The sequence below is a fragment of the Psychrobacter sp. N25K4-3-2 genome, assembly GCF_015351755.1.
GTDB classification, from domain to species: Bacteria; Pseudomonadota; Gammaproteobacteria; order Pseudomonadales; family Moraxellaceae; genus Psychrobacter; species Psychrobacter glaciei.
The window spans coordinates 1-20915 of sequence record NZ_JADKLX010000002.1; the positions used below are offsets into that span (position 1 = coordinate 1).

16 protein-coding genes are annotated in these 20915 nt (G+C 45.6%); 9 read left to right on the plus strand and 7 right to left on the minus strand.

Annotation, left to right across the window (positions count from 1 at the left end):
- Positions 1-328, plus strand: a 328-nt coding sequence (locus tag IOD06_RS05115) for a DUF305 domain-containing protein (RefSeq protein ID WP_194619682.1), incomplete at its 5' end; no start/stop codon positions are given.
- Positions 329-363: 35 nt separating this feature from the next.
- Here the strand turns inward: IOD06_RS05115 and IOD06_RS05120 are convergent.
- Both IOD06_RS05120 and IOD06_RS05125 read right to left on the minus strand, forming a co-directional pair.
- Positions 364-585: a hypothetical protein gene (locus IOD06_RS05120; protein WP_194619683.1), complete on the minus strand. Its 222-nt coding sequence runs from the start codon at positions 583-585 to the stop codon at positions 364-366.
- Between the two features lie 258 nt (positions 586-843).
- The gene (locus IOD06_RS05125; protein ID WP_194619684.1) at positions 844-1998 is read right to left on the minus strand and encodes an alkene reductase; all 1155 of its coding nucleotides are present in this window, start codon (positions 1996-1998) and stop codon (positions 844-846) included.
- A 173-nt stretch (positions 1999-2171) separates the two neighbouring features.
- Between IOD06_RS05125 and IOD06_RS05130 the strand changes: the two genes are divergently transcribed.
- The gene (locus IOD06_RS05130) at positions 2172-3056 is read left to right on the plus strand and encodes a LysR family transcriptional regulator (RefSeq protein ID WP_189585211.1); all 885 of its coding nucleotides are present in this window, start codon (positions 2172-2174) and stop codon (positions 3054-3056) included.
- Between the two features lie 202 nt (positions 3057-3258).
- On the opposite strand, the gene cobA is transcribed toward IOD06_RS05130, so the two are convergent.
- From cobA to IOD06_RS05155, 5 genes are all read right to left on the minus strand, one after another.
- Positions 3259-4191, minus strand: coding sequence for a uroporphyrinogen-III C-methyltransferase (gene cobA / locus IOD06_RS05135; RefSeq protein WP_194619685.1), 933 nt, complete (start codon positions 4189-4191; stop codon positions 3259-3261).
- A 137-nt stretch (positions 4192-4328) separates the two neighbouring features.
- Positions 4329-7658 carry a molybdopterin-dependent oxidoreductase gene (locus tag IOD06_RS05140; protein WP_194619686.1) on the minus strand — a complete coding sequence of 1110 codons (3330 nt, stop codon included), beginning with the start codon at positions 7656-7658 and terminating at the stop codon, positions 4329-4331.
- A complete protein-coding gene (locus tag IOD06_RS05145) occupies positions 7655-9115 on the minus strand; it encodes an NAD(P)/FAD-dependent oxidoreductase (protein ID WP_227669925.1) in 1461 nt (486 codons plus the stop codon). The genes IOD06_RS05140 and IOD06_RS05145 overlap by 4 nt, the downstream gene beginning before the upstream one ends.
- Before the next feature lie 76 nt (positions 9116-9191).
- Complete coding sequence (locus tag IOD06_RS05150; RefSeq protein WP_194619688.1) at positions 9192-11285, minus strand: bifunctional protein-serine/threonine kinase/phosphatase; 2094 nt, start codon at positions 11283-11285, stop codon at positions 9192-9194.
- Between the two features lie 2 nt (positions 11286-11287).
- A complete protein-coding gene (locus tag IOD06_RS05155; protein WP_149408266.1) occupies positions 11288-12799 on the minus strand; it encodes a NarK family nitrate/nitrite MFS transporter in 1512 nt (503 codons plus the stop codon).
- Between the two features lie 594 nt (positions 12800-13393).
- Between IOD06_RS05155 and nirB the strand changes: the two genes are divergently transcribed.
- The 7 genes from nirB (at position 13394) to IOD06_RS05185 (ending at position 20881) form a co-directional block, all read left to right on the plus strand.
- Positions 13394-16003 (plus strand): nitrite reductase large subunit NirB, encoded by a 2610-nt coding sequence (gene nirB / locus IOD06_RS05160; RefSeq protein WP_194619690.1) that lies wholly within the window; start codon positions 13394-13396, stop codon positions 16001-16003.
- Between the two features lie 162 nt (positions 16004-16165).
- Positions 16166-16525, plus strand: a complete 360-nt coding sequence (gene nirD / locus IOD06_RS05165) for a nitrite reductase small subunit NirD (protein ID WP_194619692.1) — start codon at positions 16166-16168, stop codon at positions 16523-16525.
- A 320-nt stretch (positions 16526-16845) separates the two neighbouring features.
- Complete coding sequence (locus IOD06_RS05170; protein ID WP_265087659.1) at positions 16846-17835, plus strand: NAD(P)/FAD-dependent oxidoreductase; 990 nt, start codon at positions 16846-16848, stop codon at positions 17833-17835.
- A gap of 6 nt (positions 17836-17841) precedes the next feature.
- Entirely contained in the window at positions 17842-18249 is a 408-nt protein-coding gene (locus IOD06_RS13715; protein WP_265087660.1) for a hypothetical protein, read from the plus strand.
- A complete protein-coding gene (locus IOD06_RS05175) occupies positions 18246-19139 on the plus strand; it encodes a bile acid:sodium symporter family protein (RefSeq protein WP_194619694.1) in 894 nt (297 codons plus the stop codon). Before IOD06_RS13715 ends, IOD06_RS05175 begins: the two co-directional genes overlap by 4 nt.
- Positions 19132-20064, plus strand: coding sequence for an SDR family oxidoreductase (locus tag IOD06_RS05180; protein WP_194619696.1), 933 nt, complete (start codon positions 19132-19134; stop codon positions 20062-20064). The genes IOD06_RS05175 and IOD06_RS05180 overlap by 8 nt, the downstream gene beginning before the upstream one ends.
- A 34-nt stretch (positions 20065-20098) precedes the next feature.
- Positions 20099-20881: an SDR family oxidoreductase gene (locus IOD06_RS05185; RefSeq protein ID WP_194619698.1), complete on the plus strand. Its 783-nt coding sequence runs from the start codon at positions 20099-20101 to the stop codon at positions 20879-20881.
- The last annotated feature ends 34 nt before the right edge of the window (positions 20882-20915 follow it).

The following is a 20915-nucleotide window of genomic DNA, read 5'->3' on the forward strand; positions in this document are numbered from 1 at the left end:
TTATATGGCGCTCTACATGGGTGCCGGTATGGCAGTGGTCATGTTGGCATTTATGACCAATATGTATAAGAAGACCAAGGTCAATTTGATGATCTATGGTCTGAGCGTGTTGATGTTTGCCGTTGGTATTTGGGGTGTCAGATCACAAGCAACTGTCGATCAAGTGGATTGGATGCAAGCCATGATACCGCATCACTCGATTGCCATTCTCACCAGTAGCCGCGCTGATATTGAAGATCCGCGTGTACAACAGCTCGCTGACGATATCATAAAAGCACAAAAGCGTGAAATCGCTGAGATGAAGCAGTTGATTGAAGAGCTGGAATAATATGATGGTTTACCAGTGAACACTGCGAAAAACGATCACTTTTTTCTGCTTAGACGCTCAATGACCCAGCCTGCTAGTGGGAAGGACACCAGCTGTGTCAACGGAACGAGTATGATCGTTTCAATTAATACCACCACTGGCAGGCTTAATCCTTGAGTCACAGGCTTCAATAACGTTAATACAATTAAGAGTGTTGGATAGAGTCCGACATATCCTACTAATATGCGTATAAGTCTGTCTTTAGTATTCTGATTCATTGCCTACTACCTATTGATAAAATAATAAAAAAATCTTTACGCGATAAAAACAATAATTTTCGCGTGATGATTGACTGCTTGTGAGTATCCAACAAGTCCCAAATTTATAAATAAAAATAAGGCCATTAATATTAATGGCCTTATCTCAGTCACTGCTCAGCTGCTTCGCTATTATTGATATAGTTGATTCAGTTTAAAAGAGAGTCAAGGCAACCGAGTGCAGATGTATATGTAATACTTCAAGCGAGGTTAACGCTGTCACTCTTTTATAGAGGATTGACTATAGTAAGGATAATCACTGTAGCCAACGTCAGTGCCACCATACATCGTGGCAGGATCTACTTCATTGAGTGGCCAATTATTGGCGATACGCTCAGGTAAATCAGGGTTGGCAATAAAAGGACGACCAAACGCAAATAAATCGCCATAGCCTTTGGCTAAAATATTCACGGCTTTTTCTACGGTATATTTACCCGCATAAATAATACGGCCTGAAAATTCTTCTCTGACCGCTCGATAAAAAGTGTCTGGCAAATCAGGCGCATTATCCCAATCAGCTTCTGCAATTGATAAGTAAGCAATACCCGCTTGTTCAAGCAATTTGACCGCTTCAACATACGTATGATGAGGGTCTGATTCTACCAATCCTAAATACACGCGCGTCTCATCCGTACTCGCAAACAAAGGCGCAAAGCGTACGCCTAAACGATTCGCACCGACCACATCACTGACAGCAGCGACGATTTCTTTTAAGAAACGTAGACGATTGGTCAACGACCCACCATATTGGTCATCACGTGTGTTGCTATGCTCAGAAATAAACTGATTGACCAAATAACCATTAGCACAATGCAGCTCTACCCCATCAAAACCCGCCTCCAGTGCATTTCGTGCGGCTGCCGCATACATCGTTACCAGCTCACCAACTTCATCGGTACTGAGTGCGCGTGGCTCACTTGGATCGGCCAATGCACCTTCACCTGGGCCTATTTCAATAAATACTTTTACGTTGTCAGCAGCAATCGCTGATGGGCCTACAGGCTGAGCACCTTGTGGCTGCAAGCTGGTATGAGACACACGCCCAACATGCCATAACTGAGCAAAAATAATACCGCCTTTATCATGTACTGCTTGCGTAACTTTTTTCCAGCCTTCAACTTGGGCTGGTGAATGGATACCTGGCGTCCAAGCGTAACCTTGGCCTCTTGGCTCAATCTGCGTACCTTCAGTCACCATAAAGCCTGCTGTCGCACGCTGTGCATAATAGCTGGCCATTAAGTCATTAGGAATATTGTCAGGCTGCGTGCTACGGGAGCGTGTCAATGGCGGCATTACGATACGGTTTTTGAGCGTATAAGGCCCAAGTTCTACAGAGGAAAATAGTGTACTTGTATTTAGAATGGTTTGTGTCATAAATGTCTCTTTTAAAGCAGCTGATGGCTTATTATTAAATGTATTTGGCCTGTTTTGATGCTTAATAGCTCATTTAGTTGCTACTTAAGCAATGTTGGTCAGCATAGCGTTTTGAGGGTACAATTAGAAACAACCACTTATTGTTTAAGATACAACTATTAATGGTATGAGTTATGAATGGTATGAATCGGCTCGACATTAAGCAACTTAGAGTATTACAGGCGCTGCTTGATCTAAAAAACCTCTCACAAGTCGCGCGAAAAATGGGGCTGACCCAACAAGCCATCAGTGAGCAGCTGCGTAAGTTACGTGAGGTGTTTGATGATCGTTTGTTTATTCGTCAAGGAAATAGCATGGTGGCAACGCCAAAGGCGCTATCGATGCAGCAACCTATTGACCATATATTAAAGCAGTTGGAAGATTTGTTAGAGCCAGAGGTTTTTATGCCACAAACATATAAAGGCGTCTTTACGATTAGTGCGACCGACTATGCGACGCAGGCGCTGTTACCGCAGTTGTTTAATATTACGCGCCGCGACGCACCGGATTTGAAGCTGATCGTGCGCGACTTTGCCTCAGACAATATTAATCAGCTGATTGCAGCAGGCGAGCTTGATTTATTGATTACCTTTCCTGAATTCATCCCTGACAACTTATCGTATGTCACTCTGTTTGAAGAGCAACATTTATGCGTGACGGGTTGTGAAAATACTTTTGCCACAGAGCCATTAACACTGACGCAAGTGGCTGCACACCCGCAGCTAGTCGTGTCGCCTTCGCGTGCTAATTTGCGCGGCTCTCATGACCAATGGTTTGCAGAAAAAGGTCTAAAACGAAATATTGTGATGTCAGTTCCTAGCTTTTCTGCTGTACCCAATATTTTGCACACGACTGATATGATTGCGTTTTATCCTTCGCGGTTATTGCCGAGCAGTAAGGTCAAAGAGCTTGAGGTTGAAGCCTTGCCACCTACTTTTAAAGTCATCGCGGCATGGCACCCACGTACTACTGACAGTGGCATACATCGTTGGTTAATTGAGCAATTACGAAATCTATAATAAGTAACGTTAGCGATAGCCGACTTTGAAACGACATCGAAAATTTCTTAATCTAGTATAAGTAGGATTCAGACTGAGTACACACTGACACAGATTACTGAATTGGCTCACATAACCAAATCACCTTAATAACAGTTTCTTGAAATAACAGTTTCTTGAAATAACAGCTTCTTGAAATAACAGTTTCTTAAACTTATTTGTCCTACGTCATACTTTCCAAATTGGGTATTAAGTGGTTACTGCTTATAACTTTATTAACATCAACAAATGCACCTTTACCCACAGCACCAAGATTATAGTCTGCAAACTCATGATATAAAGTGACCACATCACCCATAATTAATAGTGCAGGTGTTGGCAATTTCGCTATCGCTTGCTGATTAGCGATACTACCAAGCGTACCGATGAGCAGCTGCTGCGTGGGTAAGCTTGCATGACTAATCACGGCAAAAGGAGTCTCGCTGTCGCGCCCCGCTGCTATCAACCCTTTGGTCAACTCACCTAGCCGATGTAGTCCCATATAAAACACCACTGTTTGCTTGCTGTCCAAGTGTTCGTCATAGTCATTATTGGCTGCGCCTGACTTTTTGCACGCTGTCACAAACTTGACGGCTTGTGCATGATCACGGTGCGTTAGTGGAATCCCTGCACGGCTAGCAGCGGCGCTGGCGGCTGTGATGCCGGGAATGGATTCAAAACGAATGCCATGGCGCACAACTTCTTGCAGCTCTTCTCCGCCGCGCCCAAAAATAAAGGGGTCGCCGCCTTTTAGACGAACCACTGTTTTGCCTGCCAGCGCGTGTTTGACTAGCAGCTCATTGATGCCCTCTTGCGGCAGAGCATGGTTGGCACGGCGCTTACCGACGAATATTTTTTCTGCTGTCAGCGCGCACATATCTAAGATATCCTCTGAGACTAAGCTGTCATAAAGCACTATGTCTGCGCGCTGCATGACTCGTAACGCTTTTAGAGTCAACAACTCAGGATCGCCAGAACCAGCACCAACTAAATGCACAGTGCCTACTTTCTCACCTTCTGCTATCGTTGATGGTGTGTTTAGCACATTGACATTGCATTTTTTATTGGATAAGTCATTCGAAGGTAGGGTTGCGATAAAAGCAGATGAATCAGTCATAATGGTCACTCCTAATAACACTATTAGCGCCGTGCAGATCAGCACTTCATAATGGAATACATAAGAACAAAAGATAGTACAAGACACGGTGCAAGCCTCATGCCATATCGATAACTTGACCCTCTTTCAACAGGCGTTTAGGACGCATATTCCTCAATAAGTGCATTAATTTGACTCACGCATGAGCCGCAATTGGTGCCCGCTCGGCACGCTTTACCAATGGCATGTGCGCTGGTACATTGCTGTTTGGTGATGGCATTGATGATGATGTTTTCTCCCACCGCCATGCACGAACACACCAGCGGGCCTGGATCGATATAACCTGTGGCTGGACGACCTGCTAGCAACCATTTATAGCGCTGCTGTGCAGGTATCGCATCGGTATTGGCAAAGCAGCTATCAAGCCAATGACTGCTTGGCAGCTGCGTCACTTGCGGCGCGAAGTAAATAGCTAATAGTAGCCGCTCACTCGGTATAGTAGAGATAGAAGTGCTTGGCAACGTGCGATCGACCTCTTCATTATTTGCCTCATTTGCCTCATTCACCTCTGACTGAGTCAAAATAAAGCGTAGTTGCTGCTCCGGTTTACTAAGGGTAAAAGCACTATTAACCCCTACAGTATTGGCAGCGTCATCAGTCAGCTCTTTATCCGATACAGAGCTTTGATAGGTATCGATAAACTGCTGCCAAAACTCAGGATCAAGCAATTGCTTAGCGATGCTGTCGACTGGGCTAGCAAGAGTCATTAGAACGCTGTTAGCTTGGCGACTAATACTCCATGTCAGTGCTGGTAGTGTTTGAGTCGACTGCTCACTAGCCACATCAAAGCTAGAAGAGGCTGCTTGCGACTCATTCTCTGTCATTTGCTCCTTAAAGTTAGCCGCCATAGCACGAAAGTGCACTAGTATGGTGTCTTGCAAATCAGGATGCACCAAAATCTTGCCAAACGTCTGCATGGGTACAGCGCTGATACTAATCGCTGAGTTTTTTAGCTCAGGCTGTCCTGAATGGGGATCGACAACCGTCGGAATGAGCGTACCTACTCTTGCACCGCTGGCAAAGGCGTTACTCCAGTGCATGGGCATAAATGCATCACCAACACGCATGCCATCACTGATGGCAACTTGTGCTATCACTTTTTGCTCTAACACTTCAATGTCTGTATTTGAGTCATCTATATTTGAATCAACAGCCGCCTCATTATGTGGCTGAAGCTTTTTTAGTAGGTTTTGCTCATAGCGAGGACGTAGCTGCACATAGTCGCCTTTTTCAACACCAAGTTGCTCGGCGTCATCGGGATGGAGGGTCAGCATCGGCGCAGACTCATGTTGGTTAAGCTGCGGCGCAAGTCCTGTGCGGGTCATGGTATGCCACTGATCACGTAATCTACCGGTAATAAGGCGTAGATTCACGGTCGATGAGTGACCGTTATGTGGCTTATCGCGCCTGTTATCATGTTCTCTATTATTGCTCGCTATATTATTGCTTTCTGTATTGCCATTAGCTTTCGGTCTTGAGCGACGCTGATGCCTATTAGGTAAGCTGGCACTATCTGAGGGTGTAATAGCGATAAAGTTTGAGTGCGCCATGGTGATTCGCGGGTCGCCCCATTGAAAGGGGGTCATTACCTCATAGTCAGCACGATTTAGGATTGGCATTGGTAGGTCTTTAGCAAAGTTCAGATAGCGCGGTTGATTGCTAATAGAGGGCACTTGGCTAGGATCGTTTTTATAAGCAGTCAATGCCACATGCTCATTGAATATCTCGCTAGGATGCTGGTAATCAAACCCAGCTAGCCCCATGCGGGTAGCCACTTGAGACAGTATCCACCAGTCAGGCTTAGCGAGTCCTAATGCAGGCTTCAACGCCCGCTGTCTTGAGATTCGCCGCTCAGAATTGGTGACTGTGCCTGACTTTTCACCCCAACCTTGTGCTGGTAATACAATATCTGCGCACTTAACCGTATCGCTGTCTACCGAGCAGTCAGAGACAATGACCAAGTCACAAGCCGCTAATGCGCGGCGAAATTTATCCGCTTCAGGTAAGCTCACGACTGGATTGGTCGCCATAATCCAAATGGCTTTGATACGCCCATCTAAGATAGCATCGGCAGCATCACAAGCTTGGATGCCAACCTCTGGCGCAATAGACTGCGGTGCCTGCCAAAAGTCAGCCACCAGTTGACGATGAATACTATTACTCAAGTCTAAATGTGCCGCCAGCAAATTAGCCAGCGCCCCGACTTCACGGCCACCCATAGCGTTTGGCTGACCAGTGAGTGAAAACGGACTGGCGCCTACTTTTCCTACGCGTCCGGTGTACAGATGACTATTGATAATGGCATTGACCTTGTCGGTGCCACTCTTTGATTGGTTAACACCCATACTAAACGCGGTCACTGTCTTGTCATTGGCAGCGACTAGCTGATAAAACTGGCGTATGAGGTCAGCGCTGATTTTGCATGCTTGAGCGACTTTGTCGATGCTCCACGTCTTGGCAGCCTCCAAAGCGAGATCGACATCATTACATTGCTTGAGATAACGCTCATCGCAACAACCTTGCTGCTTAAGATAGTGCAACAACCCATTGTATAAATGCGTATCGGTGCCAGCGGCTATTGGTAAGTGCAAATCTGCGAACTCACAAGAGTCCGTACGACGCGGATCAATGACAATAAGCTTTTTACTGGGATCAATTTTTTTTGCGTCCAAAAATCGTCCAAACAAAATAGGGTGACACCATGCCATGTTTGAGCCCACCAGCACCAATAAATCGCAGGACTCTAAATCCTCGTAATTACCAGGCACCAAATCAGTGCCAAAGGCACGTTTATGCCCTGCTACTGCGGAAGACATACATAGGCGTGAGTTGGAGTCGATATTATTATTACCGATAAAGCCTTTGATAAACTTATTGGCGACGTAGTAATCCTCAGTGAGTAGCTGTCCTGAGACATAAAACATAATACTGTCGCGACCATGCTTGGCGATCGTGTCGTTTAAGCGCGTGGCAATATCATCTAAGACGTTATTCCAATCGGTAGGCTTTGTAAGTGGCTCATCAGATATGTCGATAGCGTTAAAATCATTAACCAATTGCATAGGTCGATGTTGTTGCATTACCGCTTGCTTGTTTTGATAGTAAGGCTCAGTTAAGCGTCGCTCACTGCCCAAGGTTTGTGCCAGCGCACTGCCTTTTGAGCACAATTTACCAAAGTTCGCCGGATGCTCAGGATCTCCTTTTACGCTCACTACCCCTATCGCATCGACACTGGCTAGGACACCACACCCTACCCCGCAGTAAGGACAAGTGGTACGTATGGTGGACGTCGTTTCTTCAGTATAAGTGGCAATAAGAGCCGTTTTTGAAGGATTGAATATGTCATTAGATTTGTGATCAGATCGGCGTATACCACTTTCTAATTCTTGACTAGCATTCGGTTTATTACTCAAGATCACTTCACTCATGACGCCGCTCCTACTATGTCTGCTGCGCTTAATAAATCCAGATCGCTATCGATATCCATGTCTCCGTTAGCCTCACTATCTGTCGTTATTTTCTCCAAATCACAGTAAGCCTCGCCAAATATTAAATCCGCTTTTATAGACGCGATATCACTATTGCTATTGATCAGCTGGCTATAGAAACTGCCCTCATTGACCTCACCGTAGAGTACAGCGCCGATCAGTTTATTGTTTCTAAGATAGAGGCAGTGATAGTGATTTATACTGGTTTGCTGATAAGTGATGGTTTCGATAGCCGCCGCTTCCTCGTCATCAAAGTCGACTTGCCCTGCTGAAAAGGCACTGATGCCAGATACTTTTAGCTTTAAAGACAGCGGTTTGCTAGTAAAAGGGTGCCAATTATTTCTGGATGCTAAGCCATCGTTTGATATCCTCGCATCTTTTAGGACAGAAACTAAGGTATCAACTTGCTGATTGACGGGCGCCACCATACCGAACAGCTCACCGTCTAGCTCCACACATTCGCCAATAGCGTATACGTTGGCAGCGCTGGTGTGCATATAATTATCGACGATGATGCCACGGTTGACCGTCAGCCCGCTGTCTTTTGCCAATGTGATATTAGGTACCACGCCCACTGCCATGACCACGAAATCTGCTGGCAACGTGCGCCCATCTTTTAGCAACAGTCCGCATACTTCATGCTGGTTGTTGACCGCTATACATTCAGTGATCGCTGATACCTCAAGTCCGACATTTCGACAACTGAGCTCTGCTTGCAATAGCTCAGCGGCGGGCAAATCAAGCTGTCGATTCAGTACATAGCTATCCACATGAACAACCGTCATATCTGCTCCTTGAGTAGCCAAAGCGCACGCGGCCTCTAACCCTAATACCCCGCCCCCAATCACCAGACCTTTTTTCCCTTGATGTGCATATGCGGTTAGTGCATTTACATCAGCTACTTCTCGAAACACGTGCACGCCTTTAGCATCGTAATTAGGAAAAGGAATAATTCGAGCACTGGAGCCCGTCGCAATAACCAGCTTGCTATAAGCGATCGTTTGTCCATTGCTCAGCTCAATGGACTGCTGTTTGATGTCTATTGTGTCAACCGAAATTCCAGCCAATACGGTGATACCCAGCTGTTGATACTCTGATTGCTCGTATAGATAAGTATCTTCAAATAGAGAATCTCCTGACAGTACAGGCGATAGCATAATTCGGTTGTAGCCGACTTGTGGTTCTTTACTAATAAGTGTAATTGGCAGATGAATGTGAGGGTTTTCCAGTCTGTTTTGCTGTTGGGCACGAGCCAACTCAATAGCAAAACGGCTGCCTGCCATGCCAGCACCAATAATGACGATACCAGCACTCGAAGGTAGTGTTGACGCTATTTTAGGATTTTGGCTATTGACTACTGTTGACTGTGCATTAAGGTGTGGTACAAAAGGCGACATAAGAAGAGCATCCCTTAGCCGCAACGTGCAGCATTAAATAAATGGCGTGTCATATCATGTTTTTGTTGAAGCAAACTTATAGAAAATAAGCCAGCAATGATAAGATGATGACAAACTGAATGAAGCAAATGCTGTGCCATACCAGTAATGGATGGCGTATGATAAGCGGCTCAGGGTCGCGGATATTGCTAGTGTTGTCGGGGTTAAAATCTTGTAAAAACTCACCAATTGCTTGGTATCTAGCTTGGGTGTTGGAATGCAGCGCACGCATTAACGCTTGCTGGCTAGCAGTGGGTACGCGGTGCTGACGTAATGATTGAGCAGGCAGCGTCAACGTATGACTTGCTTGATGCGAACTCATCAAATCTTGCGAACTAAACGGCAACTCATTGGTTAGTAGCTCATAACCGATTACGGCTATGGAAAATAAATCAGAATAAACTCCTTTTGGTGCATCGCTGTAATATTCTGGTGCAGCGTAGTGCAAATCGCCGTTCGGTGGTCGAGTGCTGTCTTTGAGTATTAAAGAGCTGGCCGAACCAAAATCAATCAATTTGACCGCGCCTGAGGTGGTCAATAGGATATTTTCCGGCTTGATGTCTTGATGCAATAGATAGTTGCGATGCATCACCCGAACCGCCATGCCTATTTTGGTCAACAAATCATATGTCTGCCATACGTCGCAAGGGGCATGGCGATCCATAAAATCTCTGAGGCTCTCGCCCTCAATATATTCGGTCAGATGGTATAAATAAATACTACTCGCTGGTACGGGATAATAACGTAGCAATCCTGAAGAACTCAGCGCTGAGCTCGCGCTTTGATTGGTTTTGATGCTGATAAGGGTGTTATCGCTCGACAAATCATTAGGGTCCGCTTGATTGTAAGCAGGCTCGCCAGCACGGCGGTGCTTAGATAAGCTCAATCCTATTTTTCGCTCTTTCAAAAACTCGCGCAGATAATACCCATCGGTAATCGTATCAAGGCTTGGCGACTTTATGACAAAGGCATGATGGTTGCTATCTTCTACCAAATATACCTCACTACGAGCAGTACGGGCTATAATGTTCTTGACAGTAAAACCGTCAATCTGCGCACCAATCTCCAAACCCGTTGGCAACTGATAACGATGAATATTGTGAGAGCTAGCATTGTCACCTGTCTTGTAGGTTTGTGCCTTAAACGTTTGTTTATGGAGCATTGGCGTATTCATACCGAGCATCATCATACTTAGGTTATCGTAACTGCCTTCGCTAAACGCTTGCTCGCATAAGCTTTTACTGATATCTAAGCTTTCACCGATACCTGAACTTTCACCGATACCAACATCACTTCTCTGTCGGTCAACAGGATCTTGATCAATAATAGTCGTCGATTGAACTAGCGCGCTTGCGGCGGCACACAGTTCAAACTGAAGCTCTGAGGCAGTAATAGATTCATAGACGCCATCAGTCATTAGCGCTAAGCACTCGTTTTGATGCAATGTAAATACCGATTGCTGTAACTGAATTCGTGTATCAGCGCCAACAGCAGCCGACAGAGCACCTTTGTCTTGCCCACGATGGATGCGGTGATCTTTAGTGAGCACCGCCATGCTATCCATACCTATACGGTAAATACGTGAATCGCCCGTATGAAACAGATGGATACGGTCACCGATACACAGTAGGCCTGATAAGGTCGATAACAGCGGTGGTACTCGCTCGTAGACTTGTGGGAAATAGAGCACATCATTGGTTTTGTTTACCGCCTCCTTAATCAATATGGCAATTTGATTATCATCAAAGCTTATCGGTGCCTTTTGACCATTGGCTTGTGACTCATTTTCTGATGCCGACTCATACTCTGTCCTCACGAGATTTTCAAGCGCTAAAGTAAGGTGATGCGTGATGGTATTGACGACCAATTGACTGGCTTGTTTAGGGAACTGACAGGCACTGACACCATCCGCCATCAGCACCAATAAAGGCGCATGAGGACAATGAACACCGCCGTTGATGGTTGCTGTGGACTGTCCATACGGCAAGCATGTTGTTATCAGCAAGCTGTCTTGATTTTCGGATTTGCGCCCTTGCATGGTATAAAAATCAAGCAACCATAGTGCATTATCCGCACTATAGTGACTGGTTTTGTCAGTGGTCTTAAAGTCTTGTGTGCCGCCCTTTTTCATACTTAGCTCACTTTAATTTGGGCAAAACTACCATCTGGCATTTCTTCGATGATAACGCCTTCAGGCTCTTTTAAAAAGAATAGTGCTAAGAAGCCAACCACTGCGGTGGCGGCGATCACAAAGAAAAACACCTGATAGGAGACGAGACTCAGTACGGTTAAATAAACGACCGAACCAACATTGCCATAAGCACCAGTCATGCCAGCGAATTGTCCAGTCATACTGCGCTTAATGAGTGGAATGACCGCAAACACTGCGCCCTCGCCTGCCTGTACAAAGAATGAGCAAAACATCGTGATTAACAATGCCAACGCAATCGGCCATGTTGAATCAACGATTCCCATCAATAAATAACCGACGGCTAAACCCGCAGTCAAAATCAGCAGCGTGATCTTGCGTCCATACTTGTCACTGAGCCAACCGCCGCCCGGACGTGACATCAAATTCATAAACGCATAGCTTGATGCCAATACCCCTGCCATCACAATCGATAGGCTAAATGTCTCTTGATAAAAAAGCGGCAACATAGACACCACCGCCAGCTCTGAGCCAAAGGTCGCAAAGTAGAGAATATTTAAGATACCGACTTGCTTAAAGTCATATTGATGTGCTTTTGGAACTGGCGTAGTAAATATCTCTTTATTAAAGCGATAACTACTCACGAACTCATAAATATATAAAACAACCAGTCCGATATAGACGATAGTCACGCTGTCCTGACTAAGCAAGCTGACGCCAGCGGGCGATAATTTCCATCCCAAAAGAGCCAAGGCCAAATACATTGGCAGCTTAAACGCCATCATCAGCCAAAAGTCACCTGCTGAAGTCACCATCATGGCACCAGATTTTTTGGGTTTAAAATACGTCGCACCCTTTGGCGTATCTCGCACCATCTTATAAAAAATCACACTGTACAGCATCATGACCACCCCTGAAGTAGCCGTCGCATAACGCCAGCCCTCATCACCACCAACTATAGCGGCAGCGATGATAGCCACTGTCGGTAATAGCAAGGCAGCAGCAGCGGAACCAAAATTGCCCCAACCACCATAAATACCTTCAGCCGTACCCAGCTCATTTGCAGGGAACCAATCACTCATTAGACGAATACCCACCACAAACCCTGCACCCACAAAACCCAGTAAGAACCGAGACAACGCTAGCGTGTTGTAGTCTTGCGCAAAGGCAAAAGTAAAACAGGGAATGGCGCCAATCGCCAAAATGGCGGTATAGACGAGGCGCGGGCCAAAACGATCGGTTAGCATACCGATAATGACTCGAGCTGGAATCGTCAAGGCAACGTTTAGTATCAATAAGGTTTTGATTTGATCTTTAGTAAGGTTAAGCGTCTCCCCAATCGCGGATAAAAAAGGCGCGTGGTTAAACCACACAAAAAAGGTCAGAAAAAAAGCCATCCAACCAAGATGGAGAATTTTATTCTTACCTGTAAAAGATAAGATATTAAGCTTGTTTTTAGTTGGCACAGCGGGGTTCGATGGTGGCGATGACGACATAAGCGATTTCCTTAAATGGCAAACTTTAGGGCCAACATAAAAAGTCATAAGAACAAGTTATGTTAAACAGAATGATCAGTTAGAACACTTAAGGGGGTGCAATGGCTGTGCCATTTGCCGTCGTAAAAATCATTGTGGAGGCGAACCATCGTCTTTGGTAAAAGCGTCAATGCTTTGTAATAGCAGACTTGCAGGCGACTATAACAAGCCGATTCATATCTTAAAAAACATGATGCCCTTGTATCATTGAGAAACATAAAAAAATGCCACTCATTATAAATGCAATCAAATTGGTGCATGATTCTGTCCACTTTAGTGCATCAATACTTATCACCTCATTGCCAAATGATCGATTAATGTTTTATTTACCATCATCATCAACCTCCTCATAAATGCCTTGCGACCTTGTAAATACGCGATGAGCGTCATACGTACTCGTCTGAATTTTTTAGCAATCCCCTTAAATACAAAGCGCTATATAACAGTGCTTGGCACAGTTATTGAAGGTGTAATTGGTGTAGGCACTAAATATTGCTAACCATCATAACGTTTAGATCACGATATTTAGACAACCCCATTACTAAGGATAAGCGCATGAGCAGCACTATAGTGAGTACAACAAATAAAGCTAAGTTAGTGGTGATTGGCAACGGTATGGTCGGGCATCATTTCGTTGAGCGAGCCATAGAACAAGGGCTACATGAGAAATTTGAGATTCATGTGTTTGCAGAAGAAGACCGTCCGGCTTATGATCGTGTGTATTTATCGAGCTATTTTGAGCATAAAGATATCAGTAAGCTAAATTTGGTTGATTTGAGCGCCTATGCCGCCGCCCAAATTCAATTGCACCTGAATCAGCGCATTGTAGATATCGATGCGACCAATCAATACATCATCACTGAAGCTGGCGAGCAGATTGAATATGGTGAGCTGGTGCTGGCGACAGGCTCCTATCCATTTGTACCACCCATTCCAGGGCGTGAACATCCGCATTGCCACGTATACCGAACCATTGCCGATTTAGATGACATTCTTGCCATTGCTGAGCGCCCCACAGTCAGAAAGGGTGTGGTCGTGGGTGGTGGACTGCTGGGACTTGAGGCAGCAAAAGCACTGGTCACTTTAGGGTTAGAAACTTATGTTGTAGAGTTCGCCCCACAATTGATGGGTGTTCAGCTTGATGCTGCTGGCGGTGAAATTTTGAAACGAAAAATTGAAGCCCTCGGGGTCAAAGTATTAACTGGCAAGAATACCCAAGCCATTATTGACAATACCGATGCCCTGTCAAAAAACAGAAATAACACCAGTGAAGATCAATGCCATTTAACCATGCAATTCACCGATGATACCTCGCTTGATACCGATATGATCGTTTTTAGTGCGGGTATTCGTCCGCAAGATGGCATTATCAAAAACAATCCTGAGTGCGGCATTGAGATAGGTGCACGAGGTGGTATTTTAATTGACGAACAATGCCGCACCAATGCCGCGCATGTCTACGCTATTGGCGAATGCGCGGTGTGGGATAACAAGATATTTGGCTTAGTAGCACCAGGCTACAGCATGGCGAGTATCTGCGCGGCACAAATCACAGGAGATCATTCGCAAACCTTTACGGGCGCTGATATGAGCACCAAGCTCAAACTGATGGGCGTCGATGTTGGTAGTATTGGCGACGCCCATGGCAACAGCGCGGACAGCTTGAGCTATTTGTACCAGAACCCTGCTGAGGGCATTTATAAGAAATTGGTCACAACGCCTGATAATAAACGCTTGCTTGGCGCGGTATTGGTCGGTGATACCGAAGACTATAATAATCTATTACAGCTATATCTCAACGACATCGACCTACCTGCCCACCCTGAAAGCCTCATACTACCCAACGTTGAAAAACCGAAAATGGGTATAGAAAATTTACCAGATAGTGCAACGATTTGCTCATGCTACAACGTCACCAAAGGGGCTATTTGCGCGGCGGTTGAGAACGGTGCGTACTCCATTGCCGAAGTGAAGTCTTGTACCAGTGCAGGTACAGGATGTGGTGGCTGTGCGCCTATGGTGAAAGACACTTTAAGCTACCAGTTAACGACCCTCGGGTTTGAGGTCAATAACGACTTATGTGAGCACTTTGCTTATACTCGTCAAGAGCTCTATAGCTTGATTCGTGTCCATGGTATTAGAACCTTTGATGCTCTGTTGGATGAGCATGGTCATGGTCATGGCTGTGAGATTTGCAAACCTACGGTCGCCTCCATCTTGGCCTCATGCTGGAATGACTATGTGCTCAAGCCTGAACTGACACCGTTGCAAGATAGCAATGACTATTATCTGGGCAACATACAAAAAGACGGCACCTATTCTGTCGTACCTCGTGTGCCGGGTGGTGAAATCACCGCCGATAAGCTGATCATCCTCGGACAAGTCGCCAAAGAGTTTAATTTGTATACCAAAATCACAGGTGGTCAACGCGTGGATCTATTTGGGGCACGTTTAGACCAATTGCCTGATATCTGGACACAATTGGTGCAAGCTGGCTTTGAGACTGGTCACGCTTATGGTAAGTCGTTGCGTACTGTTAAATCGTGCGTGGGTAATAATTGGTGTCGCTACGGTGTCGATGACAGTGTCGGCTTGGCACTCACCTTAGAGGATCGTTATAAAGGAGTACGTTCACCGCATAAGATAAAGATGGGCGTGTCCGGATGTACACGCGAGTGTGCAGAGGCACAAAGCAAGGACTTTGGCATTATCGCCACCGAGAATGGTTGGAATTTATTTGTCTGTGGTAATGGTGGTATGACCCCGCGTCATGGTGAGTTGTTTGCCACCGATCTTGATAGCGACACGGTCATCAAATACATCGATCGCATTATTATGTTTTATATAAAAACAGCAGATAAACTCCAACGAACTTCAAAATGGCGCGAGAGCTTAGAAGGTGGATTGGAATATCTACAAGCAGTCATTATTGAAGACAGCTTAGGCATCGCTGACGAGCTAGAAGCGCAGATGCAACTGCTAATCGACAACTATGTGTGTGAGTGGAAAGCCACCATCACCGATAGCGAAAAGCTCAAACGTTTCCGTCATTTCGTCAATAGTGAGCAAGGAGATGACAATGTGGTCTTTGTCACCGAGCGCGAGCAAATTCGCCCTGCAACCGATACTGAAAAAACTCAAATCCTAGTGACTGAGCTGGCTTAATCAACGCCCAAGATAGTCGGTTTAAGATAATGAAGAGACAATTAATAAACTAGGAAGGCGAATGACAGCACTATCAATAGTCGATCGAGCTAGCCTAACACCGTCTCTGATTTATCTAGGACTGCCTATACTCTCCGATAATATATGAATAAGGATAACCCAATGACTCAATATACGGTTTGTAGATTAGAAGACATTCTCCCTGAGACTGGTGTTTGTGCGCTCATAGATGGCAAACAAGTGGCTATCTTTCGCACCAAAGAAACTAAGCTGTTCGCGCTTGATAATTATGACCCTTTTAGTCAGGCCAATGTATTGTCTAGAGGTTTAATCGGTGGCACTACCATTACCAACGCGGCTGGTCTTAGTGAAGCCGTGCTGTATGTGGCCTCGCCTATTTATAAGCAGCGCTTTAATCTGGTAACAGGCCAATGTTTAGATGATGAAAGCATCATACTCAACACTTATAAGGTTGATCATGATGGGAGCAATGTGGTGGTCAAATATAATTTGCAGAGTTAGCTAGGTTAGCGCCGTAGCACTTTTATGGTGAGCCAGCTATATATCTTATCGTTCTCTCAATAGTCTTAAACAGCCTTTAAATCTTAGATTTAAAGGCTGTTTTGTTGTTTGTTATGTTTAATAATTTTATGAAAGGTCATGACAGTCCGTAATCAAATAACGGCATCCAAACCCGTATCGCTGATGGGAGTGGTGGTACAGACCTTGATATTTATGATTCCTCTAACCTTATTCTTGAACGGCCTAACGACATAGACTAATATAACGCTCATACCCAATTAGGATGGGTGCAATACGATCATAAATTTGAGGGAACAAATATGTATGCTGTCATTGGTGCCGGTCCAATGGGATTAGCCACCGCCCGTAATCTCCAAAAACTTAATATTCCTTTCGTTGGTTTTGAGCTGCACAGTGATGTAGGTGGCCTATGGGATATTGATAACCCTCATAGCACCATGTACGAAACAGCCCATCTGATATCCTCCAAACAGATGACCGAGTTCAAAGCGTATCCCATGCGCGACTCTGTTGCCTGCTACCCACACCATAGCGAGCTGCGCCAATACTTCCAAGACTTTGCCGATCAATTTGACCTCAAATCCCGTTATGAATTCTCTACTCGAGTCATCAGTGCTAGCCCCGAAGGTGATGGTTGGCGCGTAATCAGTGAGTGCAATGGCGCGCATCAGTCGCGACTATTCGATGGGGTGCTGATTGCCAATGGCACTTTACATAAGCCAAACATGCCAACCTTGCCGGGCGAGTTCGCCGGTCAGTTGATGCATTCCTCCGAGTATCGTAACCCCTCAGTATTCAAAGATAAGCGCGTACTCATCGTCGGCTGCGGTAATTCTGGTGCGGATATTGCGGTAGATGCCGTTCACCATGCAAAGTCAGTAGATATCAGCTTGCGACGTGGCTATTATTTCTTGCCTAAATTTATCAAAGGTCGTCCTATCGATACGTTAGGCGGCAAACTCAAGCTACCACGGCAAGCCAAGCAGCGCATGGATGCAGCGATGATCCGTATGATCATTGGTAAGCCTTCGGACTATGGTCTACCAGATCCTGACTATCGAATGTACGAGTCGCATCCAGTCGTTAACTCGTTAGTGCTCCACCATTTGGGTCATGGTGATATTAAGCCGCGACGTGATATAAGCGGTATTAAAGGGCATACGGTGAGCTTCAGCGATGGTGAAAGCAGTGATTATGACTTGATTCTGATGGCGACTGGCTATTTGCTCGACTATCCTTTTATTGATCGTAAGCATCTCAACTGGCCTGCCACACAACATGCACCGTAGCTGTATATGAATGTCTTTCATCCTGAATATGACAATTTGTTTATGATGGGTATGGTAGAGGCTGCTGGACTTGGCTGGGAAGGTCGCAATCAACAAGCGCGTCTGGTCGCGTTATATATTAAGCAGCGCGAGCAAAATAGCGCAGCGGCTGACAACTTCGATGTGGTCACACAAGCACTGAGTGGCGTGACGCTCGATGGTGGTTATGACTACATCAAGCTCGCGCGAATGGCTTATTATGTCAATAAAGAGGAATATCTTGCCACACTTGCTGAGCATATCGCTAAACTGCAAATAGGTGTAGATGAACACGAGACTGACAATAAAACCTTCAGCAATAACCCCTCTATAGGGCGCCGCTTAAGACACAAAATCTTTAATAGAAAAGATTGTCAGCCGGATACGTCAGTATGAGTGGCGCGTTACCGATCGTCTTCGATCCTGCCAGCTTAATTATGCTCAATGTCATCATGGCTTTAATGATGTTTGGTGTCTCACTGACCTTACGCCTTGAGGACTTTAAACGTATTATCCTAGCACCCATTGCGCCTATAGCTGGTCTGTTTGCACAGTTTTTCCTGTTACCGCTAGCCACCTGCTTGTTTACTTGGGCATTGAATGTCGATCCAGATCTGGCGTTAGGGATGATTTTGGTGGCTTCTTGTCCTGGTGGTAGTTTCTCTAATATCATGACTTGGCTGGCACGAGGCAATGTCGCCGTCTCTGTGAGTATGACGGCGGTTTCGAGCTTGGTAGCTACCGTATTGACGCCGCTGAACTTTGCTTTTTATGGTTGGCTCAATCCTCATACGCGGCAATACCTGACCCAAATTACGCTTGAGCCGAGTAGCATTTTATTATTAGTACTCTTGGTTTTGGCCGTGCCTTTAGTCATTGGTATGTTGACCGGTCGCAAATTTCCCAAACTGGTTGCCCGTAGCGAAAAACCGTTACGCATCGTCTCATTACTAGTGTTTTTAGCGTTTGTCGCTATCGCCTTTTCCAACAATTTTGACTTATTTATCGAACGTTTTAACAGTTTTTTTTGGTTAGTGGTGGCTCATAATTTACTGGCACTATCGCTCGGCTATGGCATGGGTAAAGCGCTTAAACTGCCCGTTGCTGATCGCCGTGCAGTCACTATGGAAGTCGGCATTCAAAACTCCGGACTGGGCTTAGTCATTCTGTTTACTTTTTTTCCGCAAGCGGGCGGCATGATGCTGATTACCGCCTTTTGGGGCGTCTGGCATCTGGTGTCAGGCCTGACACTTTCACAAATTTGGGCACGGAGGCCATATGATTAAACGCATACTTATCACGGGCGCAGCAGGCTATATCGGTCATCAATTAGGTAATAGACTAGCCGCGCATTACTCTGTCATAGGCACGGACATCTGCACGCGTAAAGACCTAGACTTCCCGATTAAAATACTAGATATACGTGATGCCGACCTAGCTCAGCTGCTTATCGATGAGCAAATCACTCATGTGATTCATTTGGCCTCCATCCTGCAAGCATCAAAAGATCGAGCACGGGATTTCGATATCGATGTTAACGGCACTCATAATGTCCTAAAGTGCTGCGTACAAGCTGGCGTTCGTCACCTGACTGTGACTAGCTCAGGAGCAGCTTATGGTTATCATGCAGACAATCCGGAATGGATCGATGAGCATGATGCGCTGCGAGGCAATCGTGAATTCGCTTATTCTGATCATAAGAGACAAATAGAAGAATTGCTGAGCGATTTTCGTCAAAAGCATCCGCAGTTGCAGCAGCTTATCTTTCGACCTGGTACCGTATTAGGTGCTGACACCCGCAACCAAATCACTGGATTGTTCATGGCGCCGCGCATTCTTGCGCTCAAAGGTAGTGACTCCCCTTTTGTTTTTATTTGGGATCAAGATGTCATAAATGCGATGGAGATGGGTATTCGAGAAGATAAATCTGGCATCTTCAATATGGCTGGTGATGGCGCACTGACCATGAAGCAGATTGCACATAAGCTCAATAAACCACTATTAATCTTGCCCGTTTGGCTAGTCAAAGCAGCACTACAAGTCGAGAAGTGGCGCGGCAAGCCTACTGGCCCCGAACAAGTTAACTTTTTGCGTTATCGTCCAGTACTTGCTAACCGCCGTCTAAAAGAAGAGTTTGGCTATAAACTGACCAAAACTTCCGCTGAAACCTTTGATTATTTTGTCGAAACCAATGGACTGCGTAAACCTTAAAGAGATTAAATCTGTTTTTCTAAAGGAGCTCATTATGACCGTTACTTTGATTACTGGCGCCGCATCGGGACTGGGCTTAGCGATGGCTCGTCATTGGTATAATGCTGGTCATCACTTAGTGCTCATCGATATAGATGCACAAGCTTTAAATGCACGAGCAACTGAGTTTACTGATACGGACAGAATCATGATGGTCGTCACCGATATCACCCAAGCTGATGATATTGCCTCGCTTATTGATCAGCTATATGAGCGCTTTGGACGGCTTGACCTACTGGTAAATAATGCTGGCATCACTCACCGCTCACCGGCGCATCAGACTGACCCAGCAGTATTCCGCAAGGTGATGGCTGTAGATTGGCAAGGCGCAGTAGAGCTAACGATGGCAGCACTACCTTTACTGCGAGAGTCTCGTGGTCAAATTGTTTGTATCGGCTCAATGGCAGGCTGGATGCCAGTTCCTGGACGCGCCGCTTATTGCGCTGCTAAAAGTGCGCTGACCCAGTTCTTTGAAGTACTGCGCTTAGAGTTAGAAGTCGATGGTATTCATATATTGATGGTATATCCGAGCTTCTTAGACACGCCTATCGAAAGTCATGCGCTCGGTCATGATGGTAATACTGCCAACCACCCACGCTCAGTCATCGGTAATATTCGCAGTGCTGAGTGGATGGTTGAGCGTATTGATAAAGGCTTGACCCAACGCAAACGCTGGATATTGCCCGAACCTGTCTCACGCTTTGGTAGCATCTTATGGCGCATCGCCCCCAGTATTTACTTGCGACAAGTACGCAAACGTTTTGCAAACGATCTTTAGAAATAGTCTTCGATAACGCGCCACTATTTTCAAT